15 protein-coding genes and 1 pseudogene are annotated in these 20,345 nt (G+C 50.1%); 12 read left to right on the top strand and 4 right to left on the bottom strand.

What is annotated here, in order from left to right:
• Nucleotides 1–37 precede the first annotated feature (37 nt).
• From HMPREF1536_RS24945 to carB, 4 genes are all read left to right on the top strand, one after another.
• Nucleotides 38–2,959 (top strand): DEAD/DEAH box helicase, encoded by a 2,922-nt coding sequence (locus HMPREF1536_RS24945; protein WP_028728032.1) that lies wholly within the window; start codon nt 38–40, stop codon nt 2,957–2,959.
• 237 nt (nt 2,960–3,196) lie between these two features.
• Entirely contained in the window at nt 3,197–5,083 is a 1,887-nt protein-coding gene (locus tag HMPREF1536_RS24940; RefSeq protein WP_028728033.1) for an amidophosphoribosyltransferase, read from the top strand.
• Nucleotides 5,080–6,186, top strand: coding sequence for a glutamine-hydrolyzing carbamoyl-phosphate synthase small subunit (gene carA, locus HMPREF1536_RS24935; RefSeq protein WP_028728034.1), 1,107 nt, complete (start codon nt 5,080–5,082; stop codon nt 6,184–6,186). Before HMPREF1536_RS24940 ends, carA begins: the two co-directional genes overlap by 4 nt.
• A gap of 182 nt (nt 6,187–6,368) precedes the next feature.
• Nucleotides 6,369–9,593, top strand: a complete 3,225-nt coding sequence (gene carB / locus HMPREF1536_RS24930; protein WP_028728035.1) for a carbamoyl-phosphate synthase (glutamine-hydrolyzing) large subunit — start codon at nt 6,369–6,371, stop codon at nt 9,591–9,593.
• 76 nt (nt 9,594–9,669) lie between these two features.
• Here the strand turns inward: carB and HMPREF1536_RS24925 are convergent, their stop codons facing one another.
• Both HMPREF1536_RS24925 and HMPREF1536_RS24920 read right to left on the bottom strand, forming a co-directional pair.
• Nucleotides 9,670–10,296: a hypothetical protein gene (locus tag HMPREF1536_RS24925; protein ID WP_028728036.1), complete on the bottom strand. Its 627-nt coding sequence runs from the start codon at nt 10,294–10,296 to the stop codon at nt 9,670–9,672.
• Between the two features lie 763 nt (nt 10,297–11,059).
• Nucleotides 11,060–11,626: a WG repeat-containing protein gene (locus tag HMPREF1536_RS24920; RefSeq protein WP_233426436.1), complete on the bottom strand. Its 567-nt coding sequence runs from the start codon at nt 11,624–11,626 to the stop codon at nt 11,060–11,062.
• Between the two features lie 312 nt (nt 11,627–11,938).
• Here HMPREF1536_RS24920 and HMPREF1536_RS24915 point away from each other — a divergent pair, with 312 nt between their 5' ends.
• The 8 genes and pseudogenes from HMPREF1536_RS24915 to HMPREF1536_RS24880 all read left to right on the top strand — a co-directional run bounded on the left by HMPREF1536_RS24915 (nt 11,939) and on the right by HMPREF1536_RS24880 (nt 18,511).
• Nucleotides 11,939–12,241, top strand: a complete 303-nt coding sequence (locus HMPREF1536_RS24915) for an immunity 17 family protein (protein ID WP_081693335.1) — start codon at nt 11,939–11,941, stop codon at nt 12,239–12,241.
• A 9-nt stretch (nt 12,242–12,250) separates the two neighbouring features.
• A pseudogene (locus tag HMPREF1536_RS24910) lies at nt 12,251–12,493 on the top strand (hypothetical protein); the annotation flags it as partial.
• Nucleotides 12,494–12,716: 223 nt separating this feature from the next.
• The gene (locus HMPREF1536_RS24905) at nt 12,717–13,562 is read left to right on the top strand and encodes a helix-turn-helix domain-containing protein (RefSeq protein ID WP_028728039.1); all 846 of its coding nucleotides are present in this window, start codon (nt 12,717–12,719) and stop codon (nt 13,560–13,562) included.
• Nucleotides 13,563–13,709: 147 nt separating this feature from the next.
• On the top strand, nt 13,710–14,546 hold the full coding sequence (locus HMPREF1536_RS24900) for an RteC domain-containing protein (protein ID WP_028728040.1): 837 nt from the start codon (nt 13,710–13,712) through the stop codon (nt 14,544–14,546).
• Nucleotides 14,547–14,784: 238 nt separating this feature from the next.
• A complete protein-coding gene (locus HMPREF1536_RS24895) occupies nt 14,785–15,213 on the top strand; it encodes a helix-turn-helix domain-containing protein (protein WP_028728041.1) in 429 nt (142 codons plus the stop codon).
• Nucleotides 15,176–17,275 carry a bifunctional DNA primase/helicase gene (locus tag HMPREF1536_RS24890; protein WP_028728042.1) on the top strand — a complete coding sequence of 700 codons (2,100 nt, stop codon included), beginning with the start codon at nt 15,176–15,178 and terminating at the stop codon, nt 17,273–17,275. The genes HMPREF1536_RS24895 and HMPREF1536_RS24890 overlap by 38 nt, the downstream gene beginning before the upstream one ends.
• Nucleotides 17,250–17,609 carry a helix-turn-helix domain-containing protein gene (locus HMPREF1536_RS24885; protein ID WP_004327328.1) on the top strand — a complete coding sequence of 120 codons (360 nt, stop codon included), beginning with the start codon at nt 17,250–17,252 and terminating at the stop codon, nt 17,607–17,609. Before HMPREF1536_RS24890 ends, HMPREF1536_RS24885 begins: the two co-directional genes overlap by 26 nt.
• 410 nt (nt 17,610–18,019) lie before the next feature.
• Entirely contained in the window at nt 18,020–18,511 is a 492-nt protein-coding gene (locus HMPREF1536_RS24880; protein ID WP_028728043.1) for a dihydrofolate reductase family protein, read from the top strand.
• A 248-nt stretch (nt 18,512–18,759) separates the two neighbouring features.
• Here the strand turns inward: HMPREF1536_RS24880 and HMPREF1536_RS24875 are convergent, their stop codons facing one another.
• Nucleotides 18,760–19,146 carry a type II toxin-antitoxin system RnlB family antitoxin gene (locus HMPREF1536_RS24875; protein WP_004327330.1) on the bottom strand — a complete coding sequence of 129 codons (387 nt, stop codon included), beginning with the start codon at nt 19,144–19,146 and terminating at the stop codon, nt 18,760–18,762.
• 4 nt (nt 19,147–19,150) lie between these two features.
• Nucleotides 19,151–20,200 (bottom strand): type II toxin-antitoxin system RnlA family toxin, encoded by a 1,050-nt coding sequence (locus HMPREF1536_RS24870; RefSeq protein ID WP_004327332.1) that lies wholly within the window; start codon nt 20,198–20,200, stop codon nt 19,151–19,153.
• Nucleotides 20,201–20,345: the final 145 nt, after the last annotated feature.

The raw sequence follows: 20,345 nt of genomic DNA, 5'->3' as shown, positions 1-20,345 counted from the left end.
ATAAACTAATTTCTTTTCAGATAAAATAATCAGTCGAATGTCCGAGAACCATATATTAATCATCGCATTAAGTAACCATCCCGTTTTGGGGCCTTTGCTTATTCCTTATTTTGCCAAACCTGTATCTACGGATGTGATCAGTGTGGAGGAGCAGGCTACCCATGCCGGGGACGACATGGAGTTGTCGGATATGGAGAAGCGGGCGATTGCCATTGCGCAAAGCTATTCGGAAAAGAATCTGATGCAGGTGTATTCCAGGCAGCGTACCGTTGCTGCTTTCCTGAACTCGATAGCGCCGGATTTGTTGAAGAAGCAGCTTCGTCCGTTTATAGATAAGAAAATAAGGGAGATGGTCAGGTTGATGCGGGCGAATCATTTACCTGTCTATTTCAAGGAGCCCGGAGTCAAACAGCTTTATGGACATGACCGGATACGTTTTTCAGAGAAAGAGGCGGAGATTTCTTTTCGTTTCGAGATAACGGATCACTCTTTCCGTTATACAGCCATCAGCCGGATGGATGGGGAAGAGATCCCTTTACTGAAGAAGAGGCGGTTTATGTTGCTGTCATCCCGACCAGCTATATTTCTGCTCGATGATAGGTTGCTGGCATTCAAGCGGATCGAAGCATCGAAAGTTATTCCTTTTCAGACCCGAAAATATGTGGAAGTGCCGCTGGCTGATGCCGAAAAGTATCTGGAGATGGTTGTACTTCCTTTGATTGGTGACTATCCCAGCGAATCTTCCGGCTTTGATATTATTCGGGAGGTACGAACCTGTGTCCCTGAATTATCGGTCGAACGGTCTATAAATGACGAACCGGCATTACAATTGCGATTCCGGTACGGAGACCGGTATTTCTCACCGGGAAAGAAATGTGAGTTTACTTATCCCCGGTTGGAAAAGATGGATGGAAAGCCTGTCATTTATTATTTTACACGCGACCCGCGGTTGGAACAAACTTATATCAGCCTGCTCGAACAATGGAACTTCAAGCAGATTACAGATACGCAATTTGTCCGGGCTGCGGAGTCGGGCGGATATACTTTTATCGATTGGCTGCAACGACATAAAACGGAGTTGGAGTCTTGCTTCTCTTTTATAAAGACAGATACATCGCTGAGTTTCTATCTGGGAGAGGTTTCGCTTACCCAAGAGATCGCTTCTTCTCCCGACTGGTTCGATATTCGTATAATGGTTCGTATGGGCGATTACCAATTCCCTTTTATCCGTTTCAGAAAACATATTCAGGAGGGGAAGCGGGAGTTTGTGCTGCCGGACGGGCAGGTGGCTTTATTGCCGGAGGACTGGTTTGAGAAGTATAGCGATTTGTTTGCCTTCGGCGACGACCGGACAGAGGAGATCAGAGTGCGGAAAATGCACCTGGGGATCGTTTCTGTATTGGAGCAGGATGATACTTTATCGAAGGAGTATGTGCAGAAAGAGTCTGTTGCTGTTCCACCTAAAATAAAAGCGACCTTGCGTCCGTACCAGCAGGAAGGTTTTTCATGGCTGGTTCATCTGGCGGCAAACGGCTTTGGTGGTTGCCTGGCGGATGATATGGGACTGGGGAAAACATTGCAGACGATAACTTTGCTGCAACATATATATGATCCGGAAGAACCCGTAGAGGTTACTCTGCCTGAAGCTGAACCGGCAAATATCACGATCGACTCCGGTGGACAACTCTCGTTCTTCGGAATGGATTTGCCGGACGAAAAGAAAAAAGAGAAAGAGGAGACGCTTCTCCCTGCATCGCTGATCGTCGTACCTACCTCTTTGTTGCCGAACTGGAAACGGGAGATCCGTAAGTTCAGTACATTGAGCGTTTATACTTATACGGGCGACCAGAAAAGGAGGGAACCCTGGAAGAGTTTCAACCGGTATAATATCGTATTGGTCACTTACGGGCTTCTCCGGAGGGATATCGAATTGCTGGAGAAGTATCGTTTTACGTATGTGATACTGGATGAAAGCCAGAATATAAAGAATCCGGCTTCCATGACATACCATTCGGTTGTCCGCCTGCAATGTGAGCATCGCCTGGTACTGACTGGGACTCCGATCGAAAACTCGCTGAAAGACTTATGGGCACAATTCAATTTTATCAATCCAGGCTTGCTGGGATCTGCGGATGGTTTCAGGAAATATTTTATTCAGCCGATCACGAAAGAGGGAAATGAGAAAGCTGCGAAAAGATTGCAGGAGATTATCCGTCCTTTCTTCCTGCGGCGAACCAAGCAACAGGTAGCACCCGAACTTCCGCCATTGACGGAAGAGCTGGTATTCTGTGAAATGACACCTGAACAGCGGGAAGTCTACCAAAAAGAAAAGAATGCATTGCGGAATACGATCTTGCAGGAACGCAATAAGAATGCGTTTGTCGCTCTGAACGGGATTACCCGTTTGCGTCAGCTGGCTAATCATCCCCGGATGGTGATGCCGGATTATACGGGTAGTTCGGGAAAGATAGAGCAGGTGCTGGATGCTTTTGAAACATTGGTCAGCGAAGGACATAAGGTATTGATCTTTTCCTCTTTTGTCACGCACCTGGATTTGTTGGCGAAGGCATTTACGGAACGTGACTGGCCATATGCAATGCTTACCGGCAGTACGGTCGACAGGGAAAGGGAGATCACCCGCTTTTCGACCCGGCCTGATGTTTCTGCCTTTTTCATTTCCCTGAAAGCAGGTGGAGTCGGTTTGAACCTGACGGATGCCGATTATGTATTCATCATCGATCCCTGGTGGAATCCGGCGGCAGAGTTGCAGGCGGAAGGCCGTGCCCACCGTATCGGGCAGGATAAACAGGTCTTTGTCTACCGTTTCATCACTGCCGACACGATCGAGGAGAAGATACGCAACCTGCAAGAGTCCAAGAGCGAACTGGCCGAAACATTCATCACCGAAAACGATCCGCTGAAGTCGCTGACGGATAGGGAGTGGGAGGATTTGCTATGATCGGGTGTTATTAATTATATCATATCTCCTTAATCTCCTTACAGATTTCATATTCGCGATCGGCTCTTTCTTTGAAATTGTAACTTTATCGAAACAATGCGGAAATATATAATATTTTAACCAAATGCCGGATAAAATGATTATTTCTATTAATATGTCAATTATTTTGCATTAATATGAACAATGTGTTTGATAAAGTGCGTATCTTTGCAGTTGAAATAAACAAGATATAACCAGATGGAACAACTTAAACATGAGTGTGGAGTCGCCATGGTCCGGTTACTAAAGCCTTTAGAGTATTATCATCAAAAGTATGGTACCTGGATGTACGGTCTGAATAAACTCTACTTACTGATGGAAAAGCAGCATAACCGCGGTCAAGAAGGAGCCGGTTTAGCCTGCGTGAAGTTAGAAGCAAGTCCCGGTGAAGAATATATGTTTCGGGAAAGAGCGTTGGGAACAGGAGCTATAACCGAGATATTTGCCGCCGTTCACGATCATTACAAAGATTTACCACCCGGTAAATTAAACGATCCCCTTTTTGCTAAAGCAAACCTTCCTTTCGCCGGAGAACTTTATATGGGGCATCTCCGTTACAGTACGACCGGTAAGTCCGGTATTTCCTACGTCCATCCTTTTTTACGCCGCAACAACTGGAGAGCTAAGAACCTCGCTCTTTGCGGAAATTTCAACCTCACAAACGTAAATGATATTTTTGAAGAGATAACGGCTATCGGGCAACATCCGCGTAAGTATGCCGATACCTACATTATGCTCGAACAGATGGGACACCGCCTGGATCGCGAGATAGAGCGTTTGTATCAGAAATATGAGGGGGAAGGACTGAAAGGGATGGAGATCACAAACGCTATCGAAGCACATGTCGATCTCTCGAACGTACTGAAGCGATGCGTGCCGACCTGGGACGGTGGGTTTGTGATCTGCGGCCTGACTGGTAGCGGCGAGTCGTTCAGCGTACGTGACCCGTGGGGTATCCGTCCGGCATTCTATTATGCGGATGACGAGATCGTGGTACTGGCTTCCGAACGTCCGGTTATCCAGACAGCCATGAATGTACAGGCCGAAGATATAAAAGAGTTGCAGCGTGGCGAGGCGATGTTTATCAGCAAAGAGGGACAGTTCAGAACCTCGCAGATCGTCGAACCGAAGGAGAACAAAGCCTGCTCGTTCGAACGTATCTACTTCTCCCGCGGTAGCGACGTGGATATCTACCGAGAACGTAAAAAGCTGGGGGAAAACCTGGTGCAACCGATCCTGAAAGCGGTTGACCATGATATCAGGCATACCGTCTTCTCCTTTATCCCCAACACGGCCGAGGTTGCCTATTTCGGTATGCAGGAAGGACTGAACAACCACCTGAACAAACTGAAAAAGGAATGGATCGCCGACCGCAGCCATCTTTTGCAGGAAGAGGAACTCGATCAGATACTTTCCATGCGTGTTCGTGCCGAAAAGGTTGCAATTAAAGACATAAAATTACGTACCTTTATCGCCGAAGGAAACAGCCGCAACGATCTGGCAGCCCATGTATATGATATTACCTACGGAAGTATCGAACCTTTCGTCGATAATCTGGTTGTAATAGATGATAGCATCGTCAGGGGAACAACATTGAAACAGAGTATTATCGGCATATTAGATCGTTTGCATCCGAAGAAGATCGTGATCGTTTCTTCATCACCGCAGGTTCGTTATCCGGACTATTACGGCATCGACATGTCGCGTATGAATGAGTTTATCGCATTCAGGGCGGCGGTGGCTTTGCTGAAAGACCGAGGGATGGAGCCGGTGCTGACGGAGGCTTACCGGAAAGCGAAACAGCAACAGGCGCAGCCGGATGGCTCGACCGTCAACTATGTGAAGGAGATATATGCCCCGTTCACCGACGAGGAGATCTCCGCCAAGATGGTCGAATTGCTTACCCCGGCAGGTACGCGGGCAAAGGTCGAGATTGTTTATCAAACGCTCGAAGGCTTGCATGCCTCTTGTCCGAACCATCCGGGCGACTGGTATTTCTCCGGCGATTATCCGACTCCGGGCGGTGCGCGCATGGTGAACAATGCCTTCATACATTATATGGAAGAAGAATATTTAGTCAAATGACACAAGATACAGATTATATGCAAACAGAAAAAACAGCAACTTTGATCTTAGACGACGGGACTGTTTTTCGTGGCTTTTCTTTTGGCTGCGAAAAAGAGGTAACCGGCGAAGTAGTGTTCAACACTGCCATGACAGGTTATCCTGAAAGCCTGACCGACCCTTCTTATGCCGGCCAGCTGATGGTGTTAACTTATCCGTTGGTGGGAAATTACGGTGTACCCGCCCGTACGTTCGGAGCGGATGGAATTGCCACTTTCATGGAGAGTGAAAAGATTCATGCCGATGCCATTATCGTAAGCGATTACAGTCATGAGTATAGTCATTGGAATGCTGTAGAAAGTTTGGGAAGCTGGTTGGAGGAAGAAGGCATCCCGGGAATTTACGGGATAGATACACGTGCCCTGACCAAGAAACTGCGCGAACATGGCGTGATGATGGGAAAGATCGTGATTGGCGGGGAAAAAGCCGAAGCAACCGATTTCGGAGAGTACGCGAATGTGAATTATGTAGATAAAGTGTCCTGTAAGGAAGTGATTACTTACGGGGAAGGTGAAGGCAAAAAGCGGGTTGTCCTGGTGGACTGCGGGGTGAAGCATAACATTATTCGCTGCCTGCTGAAGCGTAATGTAACGGTTATCCGCGTACCCTGGGATTACGATTTCAATACGCTGGAATACGACGGCCTGTTCATCAGCAACGGCCCCGGCGACCCGGATACCTGCGATGCGGCTGTCCAGAATATCCGCAAGGCACTCTCCGGAGATAAACCGATCTGCGGTATCTGCATGGGTAACCAATTGCTGGCAAAAGCCGGAGGCGCATCTATCTACAAACTGAAATACGGACACCGCAGCCATAACCAGCCAGTTCGCATGGTGGGAACGGAGAAATGCTTCATCACCTCACAGAACCACGGGTATGCGGTGGATAACGATACACTGGGCGCTGACTGGGAACCGCTCTTCATCAATATGAACGACGGCACGAACGAAGGTATCAAACATAAAACGAAACCTTTCTTCTCCTCACAGTTCCACCCGGAGGCTTGTAGCGGTCCGACGGATACGGAGTTTATGTTCGATAAATTCGTTGAGTTGTTGTAGCAGCACTTTTGCATGGTAAGGCAAAGACCCTTTGCGTGAGCAGGCAAAGCATTTTTGCCAACGGCAGCGACACCTTCTAAGTGGAGGCACTGACAATCCCTCTCTGGAGGCAGTGAGACAAGCTAACCAACGTTGGTTAGTCGATGCGCCTAAAATATGTTAACAAGAAAAATAAGGTAGATATGAAAGAAGATATAAAGAAAGTCCTGATACTAGGAAGCGGCGCCCTCAAGATCGGTGAGGCGGGCGAGTTCGACTATTCAGGCAGCCAGGCATTGAAAGCCATCAAGGAAGAAGGTATCCAGACGGTGCTTATCAACCCGAACATTGCAACGGTACAGACTTCGGAAGGGGTTGCGGACACGGTTTATTTCCTGCCCGTCACTCCTTTCTTTGTGGAAAAGGTGATCGAAAAGGAACGCCCCGAAGGTATCCTGCTGGCATTCGGCGGACAGACGGCGCTCAACTGCGGTGTGGCGCTTTACCAGAGCGGTGTGCTGGAAAAATATAACGTCCGTGTGCTGGGTACTCCGGTACAAGCCATCATGGACACGGAAGACCGTGAACTGTTTGTCCGCAAGCTGGACGAGATCGATGTAAAGACGATCAAGAGCGAAGCGGTGGAGAACGCTGCCGATGCCCGCCGTGCTGCCGCCGAACTGGGTTATCCGGTGATCGTGCGTGCCGCTTATGCGTTGGGAGGCCTGGGTTCAGGCTTCTGCGACAATGAAGAAGAACTGGACGTGCTGGTCGAAAAAGCCTTCTCTTTCTCTCCCCAGGTATTGGTGGAGAAGAGCCTGAAAGGGTGGAAGGAAGTGGAATACGAGGTGGTGCGCGACCGCTTCGACAACTGTATCACGGTGTGTAACATGGAAAACTTCGACCCGCTGGGCATCCATACCGGCGAGTCTATCGTGATCGCCCCTTCACAAACGCTGACCAATACGGACTATCATAAACTGCGCGAACTGGCTATCCGCATTATCCGCCATATTGGAATTGTAGGAGAATGTAACGTGCAGTACGCCTACGACCCCGAATCGGAAGACTACCGGGTGATCGAAGTCAATGCCCGCCTGAGCCGTTCTTCCGCTCTGGCATCGAAAGCAACCGGTTATCCGTTGGCTTTCGTGGCAGCCAAATTAGGCCTGGGCTACGGCCTGTTCGACCTGAAGAACTCGGTAACGAAAACGACCAGCGCTTTCTTCGAACCGGCACTCGACTATGTGGTATGTAAGATACCGCGCTGGGACTTGGGTAAGTTCCACGGTGTAGCCCGCGAACTGGGTTCAAGCATGAAGTCGGTAGGAGAGGTGATGGCGATCGGCCGTACTTTCGAAGAGGCGATCCAGAAAGGTCTCCGCATGATCGGACAGGGTATGCACGGCTTTGTAGAAAACAAAGAGCTGGTCATTCCCGATATCGACAAGGCGTTGAACGAGCCGACCGACCGTCGTATCTTCGTCATCAGCAAGGCCTTCCGTGCCGGTTACACGATCGACCAGATACACGACCTGACAAAGATCGACAAATGGTTCCTTCAGAAACTATATAATATCATCCAGACCGCCGGAGCTCTGGAAAGCTTCAGCAAGATAACCGATATACCCGACGACCTGTTCCGTCTGGCCAAAGTGCAGGGTTTCTCTGACTTCCAGATTGCCCGCGCCATCTTCAAAGATAAAATGGAAGATGGTGAAAGAGCCATCCTGCAGGTGCGCCAGGATCGTAAATACCGCGGCATTCTTCCGGTAGTGAAACAGATCGATACCCTAGCCGCCGAATATCCGGCACAGACCAACTACTTGTATCTGACTTACAGCGGAACGGAAAACGATGTGCAGTATGTAGGCGATAAACGTTCTATCGTGGTACTGGGTTCGGGTGCTTACCGTATCGGTAGCTCGGTTGAGTTCGACTGGTGTGGTGTGCAGGCGCTGAACACGATCCGCAAGGAGGGTTGGCGCTCGGTGATGATCAACTATAACCCTGAAACGGTTTCGACCGACTACGATATGTGCGACCGTCTTTACTTCGACGAACTGACTTTCGAACGGGTAATGGACATCCTCGAACTCGAAAATCCGCACGGCGTGATCGTCTCTACCGGAGGGCAGATACCGAACAACCTGGCGATGCGCCTGGATGAACAACATGTAAATATCCTCGGAACATCCGCGAAGAGTATCGACAATGCCGAAGACCGTGAGAAGTTCTCCGCCATGCTCGACCGCATCGGAGTAGACCAGCCGCGTTGGAAAGAGCTTTCTTCTATGGACGATATCAATACATTCGTGGAGGAGGTAGGTTTCCCGGTACTGGTTCGCCCGAGTTACGTGCTGAGTGGTGCGGCGATGAATGTCTGCTCCAACCAGGAAGAATTGGAACGTTTCCTTCAACTGGCGGCCAACGTCAGCAAGAAGCATCCGGTCGTAGTCAGCCAGTTCATCGAACATGCCAAAGAGGTGGAGATGGATGCGGTGGCCGATCATGGCGAGATCGTGATGTATGCCATCAGCGAACATATCGAATTTGCCGGTGTGCACTCCGGTGACGCGACGATCCAGTTCCCGGCACAGAAGCTGTATGTGGAAACGGTACGCCGCATCAAACGTATCAGCAAGCAGATCGCGAAGGAGCTGAATATCTCCGGCCCGTTCAATATCCAGTATCTGGCGAAGGGCAACGAGATCAAGGTTATTGAATGTAATCTCCGCGCTTCACGTAGTTTCCCCTTCGTGAGCAAGGTCTTGAAGATAAACTTTATCGAACTGGCTACCCGTATCATGCTGGGCTTGCCTGTCGAAAAGCCGCATAAGAATGCGTTCGACCTCGATTATGTAGGTATCAAAGCTTCTCAGTTCTCCTTCAACCGCTTGCAGAAAGCCGACCCGGTGCTGGGTGTGGATATGGCATCGACCGGTGAGGTAGGTTGTCTTGGCGATGATCTCTCGGAAGCAGTGCTGACCAGTATGTTGTCGGTCGGACAGCGTATCCCGGCAAAGAATATCCTGCTCTCGACCGGAACACCGAAGCAGAAAGTGGCCATGCTGGATGCAGCGAAGATGCTTGCCCGCAAAGGATACAGTCTGTTCGCTACTGGCGGAACACACCGCTTCCTGGAAGAAAACAATATCCCTAGCACTTTGGTCTATTGGCCGAGTGAAGAAGGCAAACAGCCTCAGGCACTCACCATGTTGCATGAAAAGAAGATCGACATGGTGGTCAATATCCCGCGCGACCTTTCAGCCGGTGAGCTGGACAACGGTTATAAGATCCGCCGTGCCGCAACCGACCTGAATGTCCCTCTGATCACGAATGCCCGCCTGGCAAGCGCCTTTATCGAAGCATTCTGCACCTTATCGATCGACGATATCGAGATCAAGAGCTGGCAGGAATATAAATAAAGGAATAAAAGGGTAAAACTTTAGTTCGCTTTAAAGTTTTACCCTTTTGTTTTTATTGATAAAGAGCGTGTAGCCTTTATCTCTTTTTATATTGGTTGAGTATATTTCTCATTCTTTTCTTAAAAAGATTATTTTGTTCTTCAATATAATTATTAGCGATAGTTTCTTTTTCTAAGTAATATATTATTGCTTTTGTGTTTGTTATATATGGAGCATAAGCAATACTTTTGTTCTTGCATAAATCAGAGATTGTATCAATGTAAGAAGGGAGTTCGCTATATCTTTTAAATGTTTGTGGGAGTAAAGACATGTCGAATTTTTCAATCCATTCCTTAAATTCTTCAGTTACGTCATTTTCGTATGGAACTAAAGTAAAGGTAATATCTTTATTTATACTTTTTATTTTCTTTCGTAATTCAATAAATAAGTCTAATCGCCCTTCTACTTGGTGTAAGAAATCATTATTAGATTGTTCGACAGAATAATTATAGGGAATATGGAATGGAGCAAATATATAGTTGCTTCTTATGAAGATACTCTCTAAGTTATCTTCATAATAAAAAAAACGAGGTAGATCTATTACTATATAGTCATATTTATTTTTTACTACATCAAGATGATTAACCAGACCTTCGACTGAAATAGCTTCAATCTCATATAAAGGCTTTGCTTCAGGAGTAGTAATAAGGTCGTTTTCCCGCATATTGTAACATGTTAGTTGTTGATGTGCATCAATCAAAAGAATATTATATTGATTTGAGATATGATTACAAAACAATGTAGTTAAGGTAGAAGTGCCGACTCCTCCTTTAAAGCTTGTAAATATTATTATTTGGGCTTTAGGTGTACTTCTCTTTTGAGGTTTTACTGTATTAGACTCTTTCTCTAATATTAAAACTCTATCTTCAATATTTTTCTTGTAAAAACAATCGTTTTTTTGTAATCGGTTGGTAGATAAGACTTAAAGAGTAGAAAGTTCGGTAGCCGGTAGCGATTTGGTAGCTGTGCGGGTTTCGCTGCATTGCTTCGCTCTGCTCTTGGAACTGATGCAAATATAGGGATTTTGACCGAAAAAGGGAAATGTTTCGGGGATTTTTTATTTTTCGGGATTACCGGATTACAGGAAAAGCATAAAATCAAGAGGCGGTGCAAAAAACGAGGTTGCACCCGTGGTTTTACCCGAAGTGTAAAATGTTGATTTTCAGTGTGTATTTCTGTGGTGCAAGGTGCAGCTATATTTATATATATAGCTGCACCTTGCACCAGCCACACAGGGCTGTTTTGCGGCTTGCACCGAAAATCTTTTAAGTTACTGTAAATGAGTTGGTTTTGAAATTTGATGTTTGTTTCGGGGGAAAGGTGGGATGAACGGGATGTTCCGATAGGGCTTGATTGCTTTGTGTTTGCCCTGCAAGGGCTTGGCAGGCGGGGGCTGGAATCTCGGGCTTAGGGCAGTCTTGGGGCTTTTATTCAATCCTTTGCCCTTTGCGGTCGATGTAATACCAATCATCGCTTTCCCAATAGTGGTATTCCCCATCCGAACCGGGAACTTCTTCCAGTTCTCCCGTGTCGGTTACTTTCGCCTTCCCGTTCTCGAAAGGAAAGCCAAAAGCGAAGCGTGGCTCTATGAGGGTATTGCCATGCTCGTCCGCATATCCGATACGCCCTTTTTCATCGACGATGCGGTAAACGCCTTCCTGCACGGGGTCGTTGCCGTTGTCATACTGATACGGGACATAGAGGCTTGTGTTGCCGGAGGATATGGCCGTGCAGCGGTCATGATAAAGGGTGAACAGCCATATTTCAAGCAGGATGGCGAGAACTGCAAGCGCCATGCAGACAAGGAAACGGAGGCGATAGCGTTGCCGCACCGATACATGGAACGCCCCGTAAAAGTCGTGCATCATGCGGTAACGCTCCTCGGTATAGATGCGCATATTCCTCCAGAGCAATACGGGGAACGGCAGTATCAGCGGGAAAAGCGTAAGGCGGTCGTCTGTTTCGTAAAGAAAGCGGACAGCCGGAGTGTCCAAGAACTGTAAAGCGATGGCGACAGGAAACAGGAGGCAGGCGAACTGAACCACGCTGATGACCGCAAAACTACGGTCCGGGAAGCCATGCCGACAACTGTGCCACGTCCAATAAAAGAGGTGGTCGAAGAATCCGGGGAGCTTCGGCCGACTGGTTCTTTTATGTGGGGAGGCTTTCTTCATACGTTTGCGGCTATATAGGTGCAAATAAAATGATTTTCTTCCACACGGGAAAGATTTTTGCAGCGAAACTTTTTGAGTGATTGGACTTTTCGCTATTTTTGTTTTTGAGGTATAACGGTTCGTCCGTAAGGTATGAATTTGGCTTTTTCTGTTATTGCTATGGAATGGTTCGATAAGATAAGCGAGTTTATGGATGGTCTGCCGGAGTGGTTGCAGGCGCATCCGAGGTACGGCTACCTGATCGTGGCGGGAATCTTGCTGCTGTGGCTCGTGGGGATTGTCTGCGGATGGCGGTGGACGTACTCCCGTCCGGGAAGTTGGGAAGGGAATTTCTGGCTGGGTACGCTGGGTGAAAGGAGTTACCGTTTCTGGCTGGGGCTGATCGTTGCCGTCGCAGCGGGATGCGCCCTGTTGCTGTTCTCCGTAACGGGATAAGCAAGCGGAAAGCTGTATTACCGTCCTGCGAAGCTGAAAGCGATGCAGGCGAAGTACGAGACAATGGGCGAATACCGGAAACTGCTCGGTCAATGCCTGTTCCGGCTGTATGTTATCGGCAGTTTTGCATCGTTCTTCATCATAGCCGAACAAAAGAACCATTCCAAGGAGCAACCACTGATCGAAAGGTTGCAGGAGATACGGGACGGTAAATATCCCGTTGAAAAGACGCACTCACCAACCGGTGAATGACCTTCTTCCGACTCCCCCTGCTTACTGTCATGCCGTTCTGCGGGTGGAACCGGCACAGCCTTTCTGTTTTTTCACGACTGAATATCCGAACCTATGGAGTAAAATCCGAATCTGTAATTCAAGGAAATATCGTGACCGATACGGGGTGTCGGCAGGACATCTATTGCAAACAATTTGTAATTTCGTGTAAGATTTGTATTATTTAATATCGTGTTGAAACAAAATGAAACAGAATCTTACACTAATTCTAATGAATGAAGCCGTCCGGGAGGGATGGCGGGAGTGGATGGAAAAGGTACGCAAGGTATTGCCGCAAACGGATGCGGAGCGTCCGGTGACATGGATTGCGGCGGAACGGCTCGCACGGGAGAACGGACGGATGGTGCGGCTGGTGGAGCTGCTGCGGGAACACCACCCCGTACTTTCGTACCGGGTGAAGGAGGAAGCCGGGCTGCTGATACTGGTCGCCTATCACCGCCACGGAAGCTCGTCAGACTTCCTGCTGGAAACGGCGGAGGCGTATTTCCGGGAAAGGGACTGCGGAGGATTCCTGTTCCTCTGCCGGATGCAGGCAAGCATCAACGCCTACGACGAATACCCGCACCTGAACGTGCTCTGCAACCGTCTGGCGGGACTGCTGTTCCGCTTCCGCCGTGAACGGGCGTCCGAGTACCGCAAGGGCATACCGCCGATGTTCGGCAAGGCGGACTTGCAGGAGGTAGAAAAGTACCTGCCGCACCTGCGGGGCTGCTCGTTCCGGGAAGAAATCGCACTGGCTCTGCCCAAGGTGAAGAACGTGGAGGAACTGGCACGGGAATGCGCCATGTCGGTAAATACGCTGGGACGGCGTTTCAAGGAGGAGCTGAACACCACTCCGCACCGCTGGCTGACGGAACAGCGGAAGGCGCACGTGACCTCCCTGCTGGCGGACACGGACATGCCCCTTCAAGAGATTGCCGACGTGTGCGGCTTCGCCACTCCGAGCTACCTGTGGGACTTCTGCAAGAAGCACCTGAAGGCTACTCCTGCCGAAATCCGTGAAATCGCCCGGTGCGCCCGTACAGTTTAGCCTCCCTTTTCCAGCCCTGCCGTGAAAAACCGACCGTCCGGAGCCGATTGGCGGACAATCCGAATCCGGCGGTGAGGATTCAGAACGTCCGTTTCCCTGCCGTCCGCTAACTTTGCGCCCTTATAAACAACATGAAACAAGATTTATATGGAAGAATATTTTAACGGGCTGCTGAAGGAGGTGGATCAGCGCATGGCGACCACAGCCCCCGGCATGGACGGCAAGGAGGTGATATGCGTCTGCCGTGAGATGGTCTCGTACCTGAAAGGCAAGAACCGGGAACTGAAGGAGTACGCCCTCGCCCATCCGTTCGCCGGGGACGCGAAGGAGATCCTCTACTTCAAGTATTACAAGCCCGCCCTGACGGGCAGGCTGCTGTACTATTACCGGGTGTACCAGATAGAGAGCGGCTGCCCCGCCTGCCTGCGTGTCGCCGAACCGTACTACCGCAAGGCGATGGAGCGTGCCGAGCGGATGATGGAACGCTACCTGCCCTTTTACCAGTATTACCACAGCGGGGCGACGTACCGGGACAGCTACTATTTCCTGCGGGCGAAGGGCGAGCTAAGCCCCGAGAGCGGCAGCTTCGTGCTGGACGAGGAGGCGGAGTTCTCCACGGGCTACGACATACTGGCGGCACGGCTGATCTCGGTGGAGATGCTGCTGGTACACCTGAGCCGCCGGATGGAGCGTGCGGCGCAGGGGACGGAGACGGAAGCCGTGCCGGAGAAGGAACACCGCTGGACGAACACGAAGGTTGCCGCCATACTGCTCGTCTATGGCATACACGTGACGGGAAGCGTGGACGAGGGCAACGCCGAGATCGGCGAGCTGGCTGCGCTGTTCGAGAAGCATTTCCACGTGGATCTGGGCAACGTGTACCACGCTTTCGGCAGGCTGCGGGGGCAACAGAACCCGACGGCGTTCTTGGACGAGATGAAGGAGAGGCTGCTGAAAAAGATGCGGGACATGGATAGCCGGTAGCAAGTTGGCAACGGGGTGGCAGAGACGGCAGGACACGGGAAGGGAGCGTCCGAAGGGCTGGAAAGAGCCTTTCGGACGCTCTTTTTTACCCCGTTTCGGTCCTTTTTACCGCCCGGAACGGCAGGAAGGGCGAAAATGCGCCCCGAAAAAAAATCTTTGCCAAGGTGCTGATATAGTGGCAGGAAAAACCGGCGAATCGGGCGACATTTGCGGCAGAAACCTAAAAATGAGTACGACAATGGAAATAATGACCATCGAGAGCAACGCCTACCGCCTGCTCGTGGAGAAGATCGAGAAGATAACCGCCTACGTGGAGGAATCCCGGAACCGGGAGGAAACGGAGCGCAAACGGAAAGAGGAAGCGGAAAGCCCTGCGACCAAGGGACGGAAAGCCGACCCGAAGTGGATGACGCACAAGGAGGTGTGCGAGGCGCTGGACATCAGCCACCGCACCCTGCAACGCTACCGCCAGAAGAACATCGTCCCCTATTCGATGATTGGGCGGCAGATACGCTATCCCCGGCAGGCTGTCGAGAGCCTGCGTGAGCGGTGGATGGTGGAGACGCCCGCCGCCAAGATCGACCGGATGATAGCGGAACATCCCCTGCATAACCGAAAAAACGGCAGCTATGGTAAGAAAGGAAGAAGTGCTGGCAAGAACCAGTAACGGGCTGGACGTGTTCCGCCACTACCTGCCCGTGAAGTGGCGGGTGGGCAGGAACTTCCTGAACCCGCTGTACGCCGACAGCAAGGCTTCGTGCAACGTGTATTACGACCGCCGGAGCGGTACGTACCGGATGAAGGACTTCGGCAACGGGGACTATTCGGGCGACTGTTTCTTCCTCGTGGCGAAGCTGAAAGGGCTGGACTGCCGGAACGCCGCCGACTTCGTGGAGGTGCTGCACACCATCGACCGGGAGCTGTGCCTCGGACTGGACGGGGACATCCCGACCGACGGGACGGTAGGAACCGGGGGCTGCCGGAGATTGCGGCCCGTAACGGGCGCAAGGGGCGGCGGTGCCGGGGAAGCCGGAACGGACACGGAAGAGGCGGCAGTGTCCGCCGACCGTCCCGAGCCGAAGCCCTACCGGGCGGCGGAGAAGCCCTTCACCGAGGGGGAGCTTGCCTACTGGGGCGCATCGGGCATCACCGTGGAGGTGCTGCGCCGCTACGGGACGATATCGCTCGCCGAGTACCGGGGCGAGACGAGGGAGGGCAAGGCGTTCGGCTTCAGCTCCACCCCGGCGGAACCGATGTTCGGGTACAGGGGGAAATGGGGCGTGAAGGTCTATCGCCCGATGTCGGAGGTGCGCTTCGTCTATGGCGGGCACACGGGCGACAACTACTGCTTCGGGCTGGAGCAACTGCCCTCGAAGGGCGACCTGCTCTTCCTCACGGGCGGCGAGAAGGACGTGCTGACGCTGGCGGCGCACGGCTTCCACGCCATCTGCTTCAACTCGGAGACCTCGGTCATCCCGGCGAAGACCGTGCGCAAGCTGGTCTATCGCTTCAAGCACATCGTGCTGCTGTACGACACGGACAAGACGGGGCTGGAATGCTCGGAGAAGCACCGTGCGCAACTGGCGGAGTACGGGGTGAAACGGCTGGTGCTGCCGCTGCCGGGGACGAAGGCGGAGAAGGACGTGACGGACTACTTCAAAGCCGGGCACACGAGGGAGGAGCTGATGGGGCTGTTCCTGAAACTGCTCGACACGCTGTACGGGGACACGCTGGCGATGCTGAAATCGTGCGAGATCGACTATGACCACCCGCCCGAACAGGCGGTCGCCATCGTTACCGCCGGGGACGTGCCGTTAGGCTCGGAAGAGAATATCCTCTGCATCACGGGCGGTGAAGGGACGGGCAAGAGCAACTACACCGCCGCACTGGTCGCCGGGGCGATCATGGAACGGGAGACGGACGCCGATCTCTTGGGGGTGCGGGTGGAACCGAACCGCAAGGGGCGTGCGGTGCTGCTCTACGACACGGAACAGAGCGAGCAACAGCTCCACAAGAACACGGGGCGGCTGCTGCGCCGTGCCGGGCGTGAGCGGATGCCGGAGTACCTGCACGTGTACTGCCTGACGGGGATGTCGAGAAGCGAGCGGTTGACCGCCATCGTGCAGAGCATGGACCGGTACCACTACCTGCACGGGGGCATCCATCTGGTCGTCATCGACGGGGTGGCGGACCTGATCCGCTGCGCCAACGACGAGGCGGAGAGCGTGGCGCTGATTGACGAGATCTACCGGCTGGCGGGAATCTACCGCACGTGCATCGCCGCCGTGGTGCATTTCGTGCCGAACGGACTGAAACTGCGGGGACACCTCGGCAGCGAGCTGCAACGCAAGTCCGCCGCCATCCTCTCCATCGAGAAGGACGAAAACCCGGAGGTGTCGGTGGTGAAGGCGTTGAAGGTCAGGGACGGCAGCCCGCTGGATATTCCGCTGATGCAGTTCAGATGGGACAAGCAAGCCGGGATGCCCGTCTATGTGGGCGAGAAGCCGAGGGCGGAGAAAGAGAAGCGCAAGGAGAAGGAGCTGGCGGAGATGGCACGGGAGGCGTTCGCCCGGCAGGAGAAGTACGGCTACATCGAACTGTGCGAGCTGATACAGGAGATGCTGGAAGTGAAGGAACGGACGGCGAAAGGCTACATCCGCTATATGCGGGAAAAGGAAATCATCGAAAAGGAGGGCGACTGCTATGTACACGGACAGGGAAGAGTTTGAGGGCTGGATGGAGCGCATCATGGAACGCTTCGACCGGACGGAGAAATTGCTGGAAAGGGTGCTGAAGAAGAACAACACGCTCGACGGCGAGGAGGTGCTGGACAACCAAGACCTGTGCCTGCTGCTGAAGGTGGGCATCCGCACGCTGCAACGCTACCGTGCCATCGGGGTGCTGCCGTACTTCACCATCAGCGGCAAGGTGTTCTACCGCACGAAGGACGTGCACGAGTTCATCCGCACCCGTTTCGCCGACGTGGAGGAACGGGCTGCGAAACGCAAGGAGAAGGAAGCCCGGAAAGAGGAAAGGCGCAGGAAAAGGGGGCTGTTCCCGTGAGAATGACATTTTTCTGACGGTGCTTTTAGTGGATGAAGCCCTGCCGGATCGTGAGATTAGGCGGGGCTATTGTTTTGTTATTCGGGAAGTTTCCGTATCTTTGTTCGCACGAAGACAGAAGGCGGTGCTTTCGGGCACGGTCGCTGTCGTGACATAGAAGATTCATGCCCGGCTTGGAAGCAGGCGGGGATTGATATACATATTGTACGTTCGCTGAACGTCTTGAAGTAAAAAACTGGTAATTTTTGATAAGCAAGACGAATGGCGCAATGTTCATGCTGTATGCTTATACGGCGTGGGCTTGCCTATTCTGCTTATCGGGTAATACCAGTACCTTTACTTCGGAATAGCGTGAGTTCACGCTGTTCTTTTGGGTGCGAGGCGGACATAATCCTTAAAAACACATTGATATGAAACAGATTACCTTGCACGTGTACCAATCCATTGACGGTTGTCCGGTCAGATCGGACAAGTATTTCGATACGGCGGTGGACGCCTCCGGCTGCGTGCTGATCGACGAGGAAACCTACCTGCGCATTTACCTGAACCATCTGGGCTGGCCGCTCACGGCAAAAGAGACTTTGGTCGTGACGGACGGCTGTATTGACCTGACGGAGAAGGAACGGGTGCGGTTTGTTACAGGGGATGCGGCAGCGGAACTGCGGGGAATAAAAGCGGACGGCGAAGGTACGGTAACGGCTTACGGAGCGGAAACCGGGGCTTTGCTCTTGGATAACGGGCTGGCGGACGAAATCGTGGTGATAACCGTGCCGGTACTGGTCGGCGGCGGCGAGAAGGCACTGGAGTGCGGGCTGAATGATGGCAGGACGTGGATCGTGCGGTCGAGCAAGGTATTGGAGGACGGGAAAATCCGGACGGTGTACGGAAGGGTATGCCCATGAAATGCAAAAAGCCACTGAAAAGTGGCTTGGGTCATTCAGGAAAGGATGACGGGTTATAAAAAAACGACCCGCCGATTTGAGCATTATCAAGAGGCTTGGCAGGTTCTACTGGTGCAAAGATAACGGAAATAGTTGGAATGACAAAGATATGTTGAATTTAGGTCTTACTGATGCCTAAATTTGAAGTATAAACAAAAGGTGCATCAATGATGCACCTTTTGTTCTAATATATTAATTCCTTTATAATGTTAAAGTACATTTGTCGGAAGAATATTAGTTCTGTCTAATTTCTTTCTAAAGAATGTTTTTTGAATAGACGATAATACGCTATGTTCAATCACATCCTTATGCAAAGTAAAGAATTTATCAGAAGCACTAATACACTCTTGTGTAGCTTTACATTTTCTCAAAGAATTATTCAATAGACTAACTCCCATGAGCTTAGTTTTGAAAAATCTATTTTTTAATCCGTTACGGTATAGAAAATCAAAATAAACTTCAGCATCGGCAACATTATATTTTGCCAATTCTGATTGGAGAGCAGTCCAATAGTAATCCGTCATTTCCAATGACAGAACTACTACTAAAAAACTTCGTTCTCCTAAAGAGATTATTTGATAATCTTTTGTCTTCATTTCTTTACCAATTAGTACATAAGTCATTTATAATAACAAGTCCATCCTTTATTATGTTCACCGCTTCATCATAATATAAGGTTCTGCTTGTTTCTAAGTTCCTGCGATCAATATGGAAAGTTGTATGCCGATTCTTGTTATAAAAGTCATACGCCTTTTCCAATGCTCTTTTTAACGAGGGATTACCATTGTAAGTTCCCACATTCTCCAAAAAATGGTAGTTTCCATCTTTACCTCTCTCAAAATATGTACCATAATCTTTAAAATCCGGTGCGTCTTCCAAGAGTCTTTTGCTAATCAAGCCATCCAAAGCCTTCATTATACCGAATGTATAACACCCGTAATCATCAACCACAACACCGGAGTTAGCAAGAGCAATAGATGTTTTCAGAAAATCTTCAAGAATACTTCCTTCAATGTTTTCAGTTTTCGTGAAATGCTTATTCAAATCTTTTTCTATCACACATCCTACTAAAGGTTGAATAGCCAAGAAGTCTTCCATTACTTCGGTTGGAACAGAAGATATTGTCTCCATTATTTCTGTAATAAGCTCAATATAAAAAGCTGTTACAGCTCCCTGTAAAAATAAAGTCCCATTATTATAAAAAATAATAGATACCTTGGCATCATATTTCCCCTTTAAATGATATTGGTTCCTGATAGCAGGATTGTTATCTGTATTGACCGTAGTTATTTCGATTTCATCACTTTCCGATAATACATCTATAAAAGCATCAAAATCTTCTTCACTTATTCCTTTTGCCGTAAAGCTTTTCTTATCAGGGCAAGGAATTGAAGTATTTTGAAGGATAACGTTCCAACATTCTTCACATATTCCTTTTAAATGTGCTTTTCCTTGCGTACTATAAGAAACTTGCCCGCCATTAATAAAACAGTTTAAGATACCAGTTTCCTTATTATGAGTTATTGCTATTTTTTTTAATTTACCTTCTTGGCAATCTGTTATTTTGATTGAATATGAAGGTTTTGTCGCTATAAAATCAATAGCAACCTGATCTATGTTTTCAACAGATAATGAGTGCTTTTTAGCCATTGTCGTCCTATTTTCGGGTACAAAAATACAATATTTTTCGAATATATGTCCACAAATTCAAGCATTTAACCCTTTTTGAGCTGTAAAAAGGCTGTTTAAAGGGAAATGGAACGCTTCATATTATGAACAGAATAGGTTCGAAATC

Source organism: Parabacteroides gordonii MS-1 = DSM 23371, from assembly GCF_000969825.1.
GTDB classification, from domain to species: domain Bacteria; phylum Bacteroidota; class Bacteroidia; order Bacteroidales; family Tannerellaceae; genus Parabacteroides; species Parabacteroides gordonii.
The sequence above is the reverse complement of the archived record's forward strand: the minus strand, read 5'-3'. Positions and strand labels throughout refer to the sequence as shown.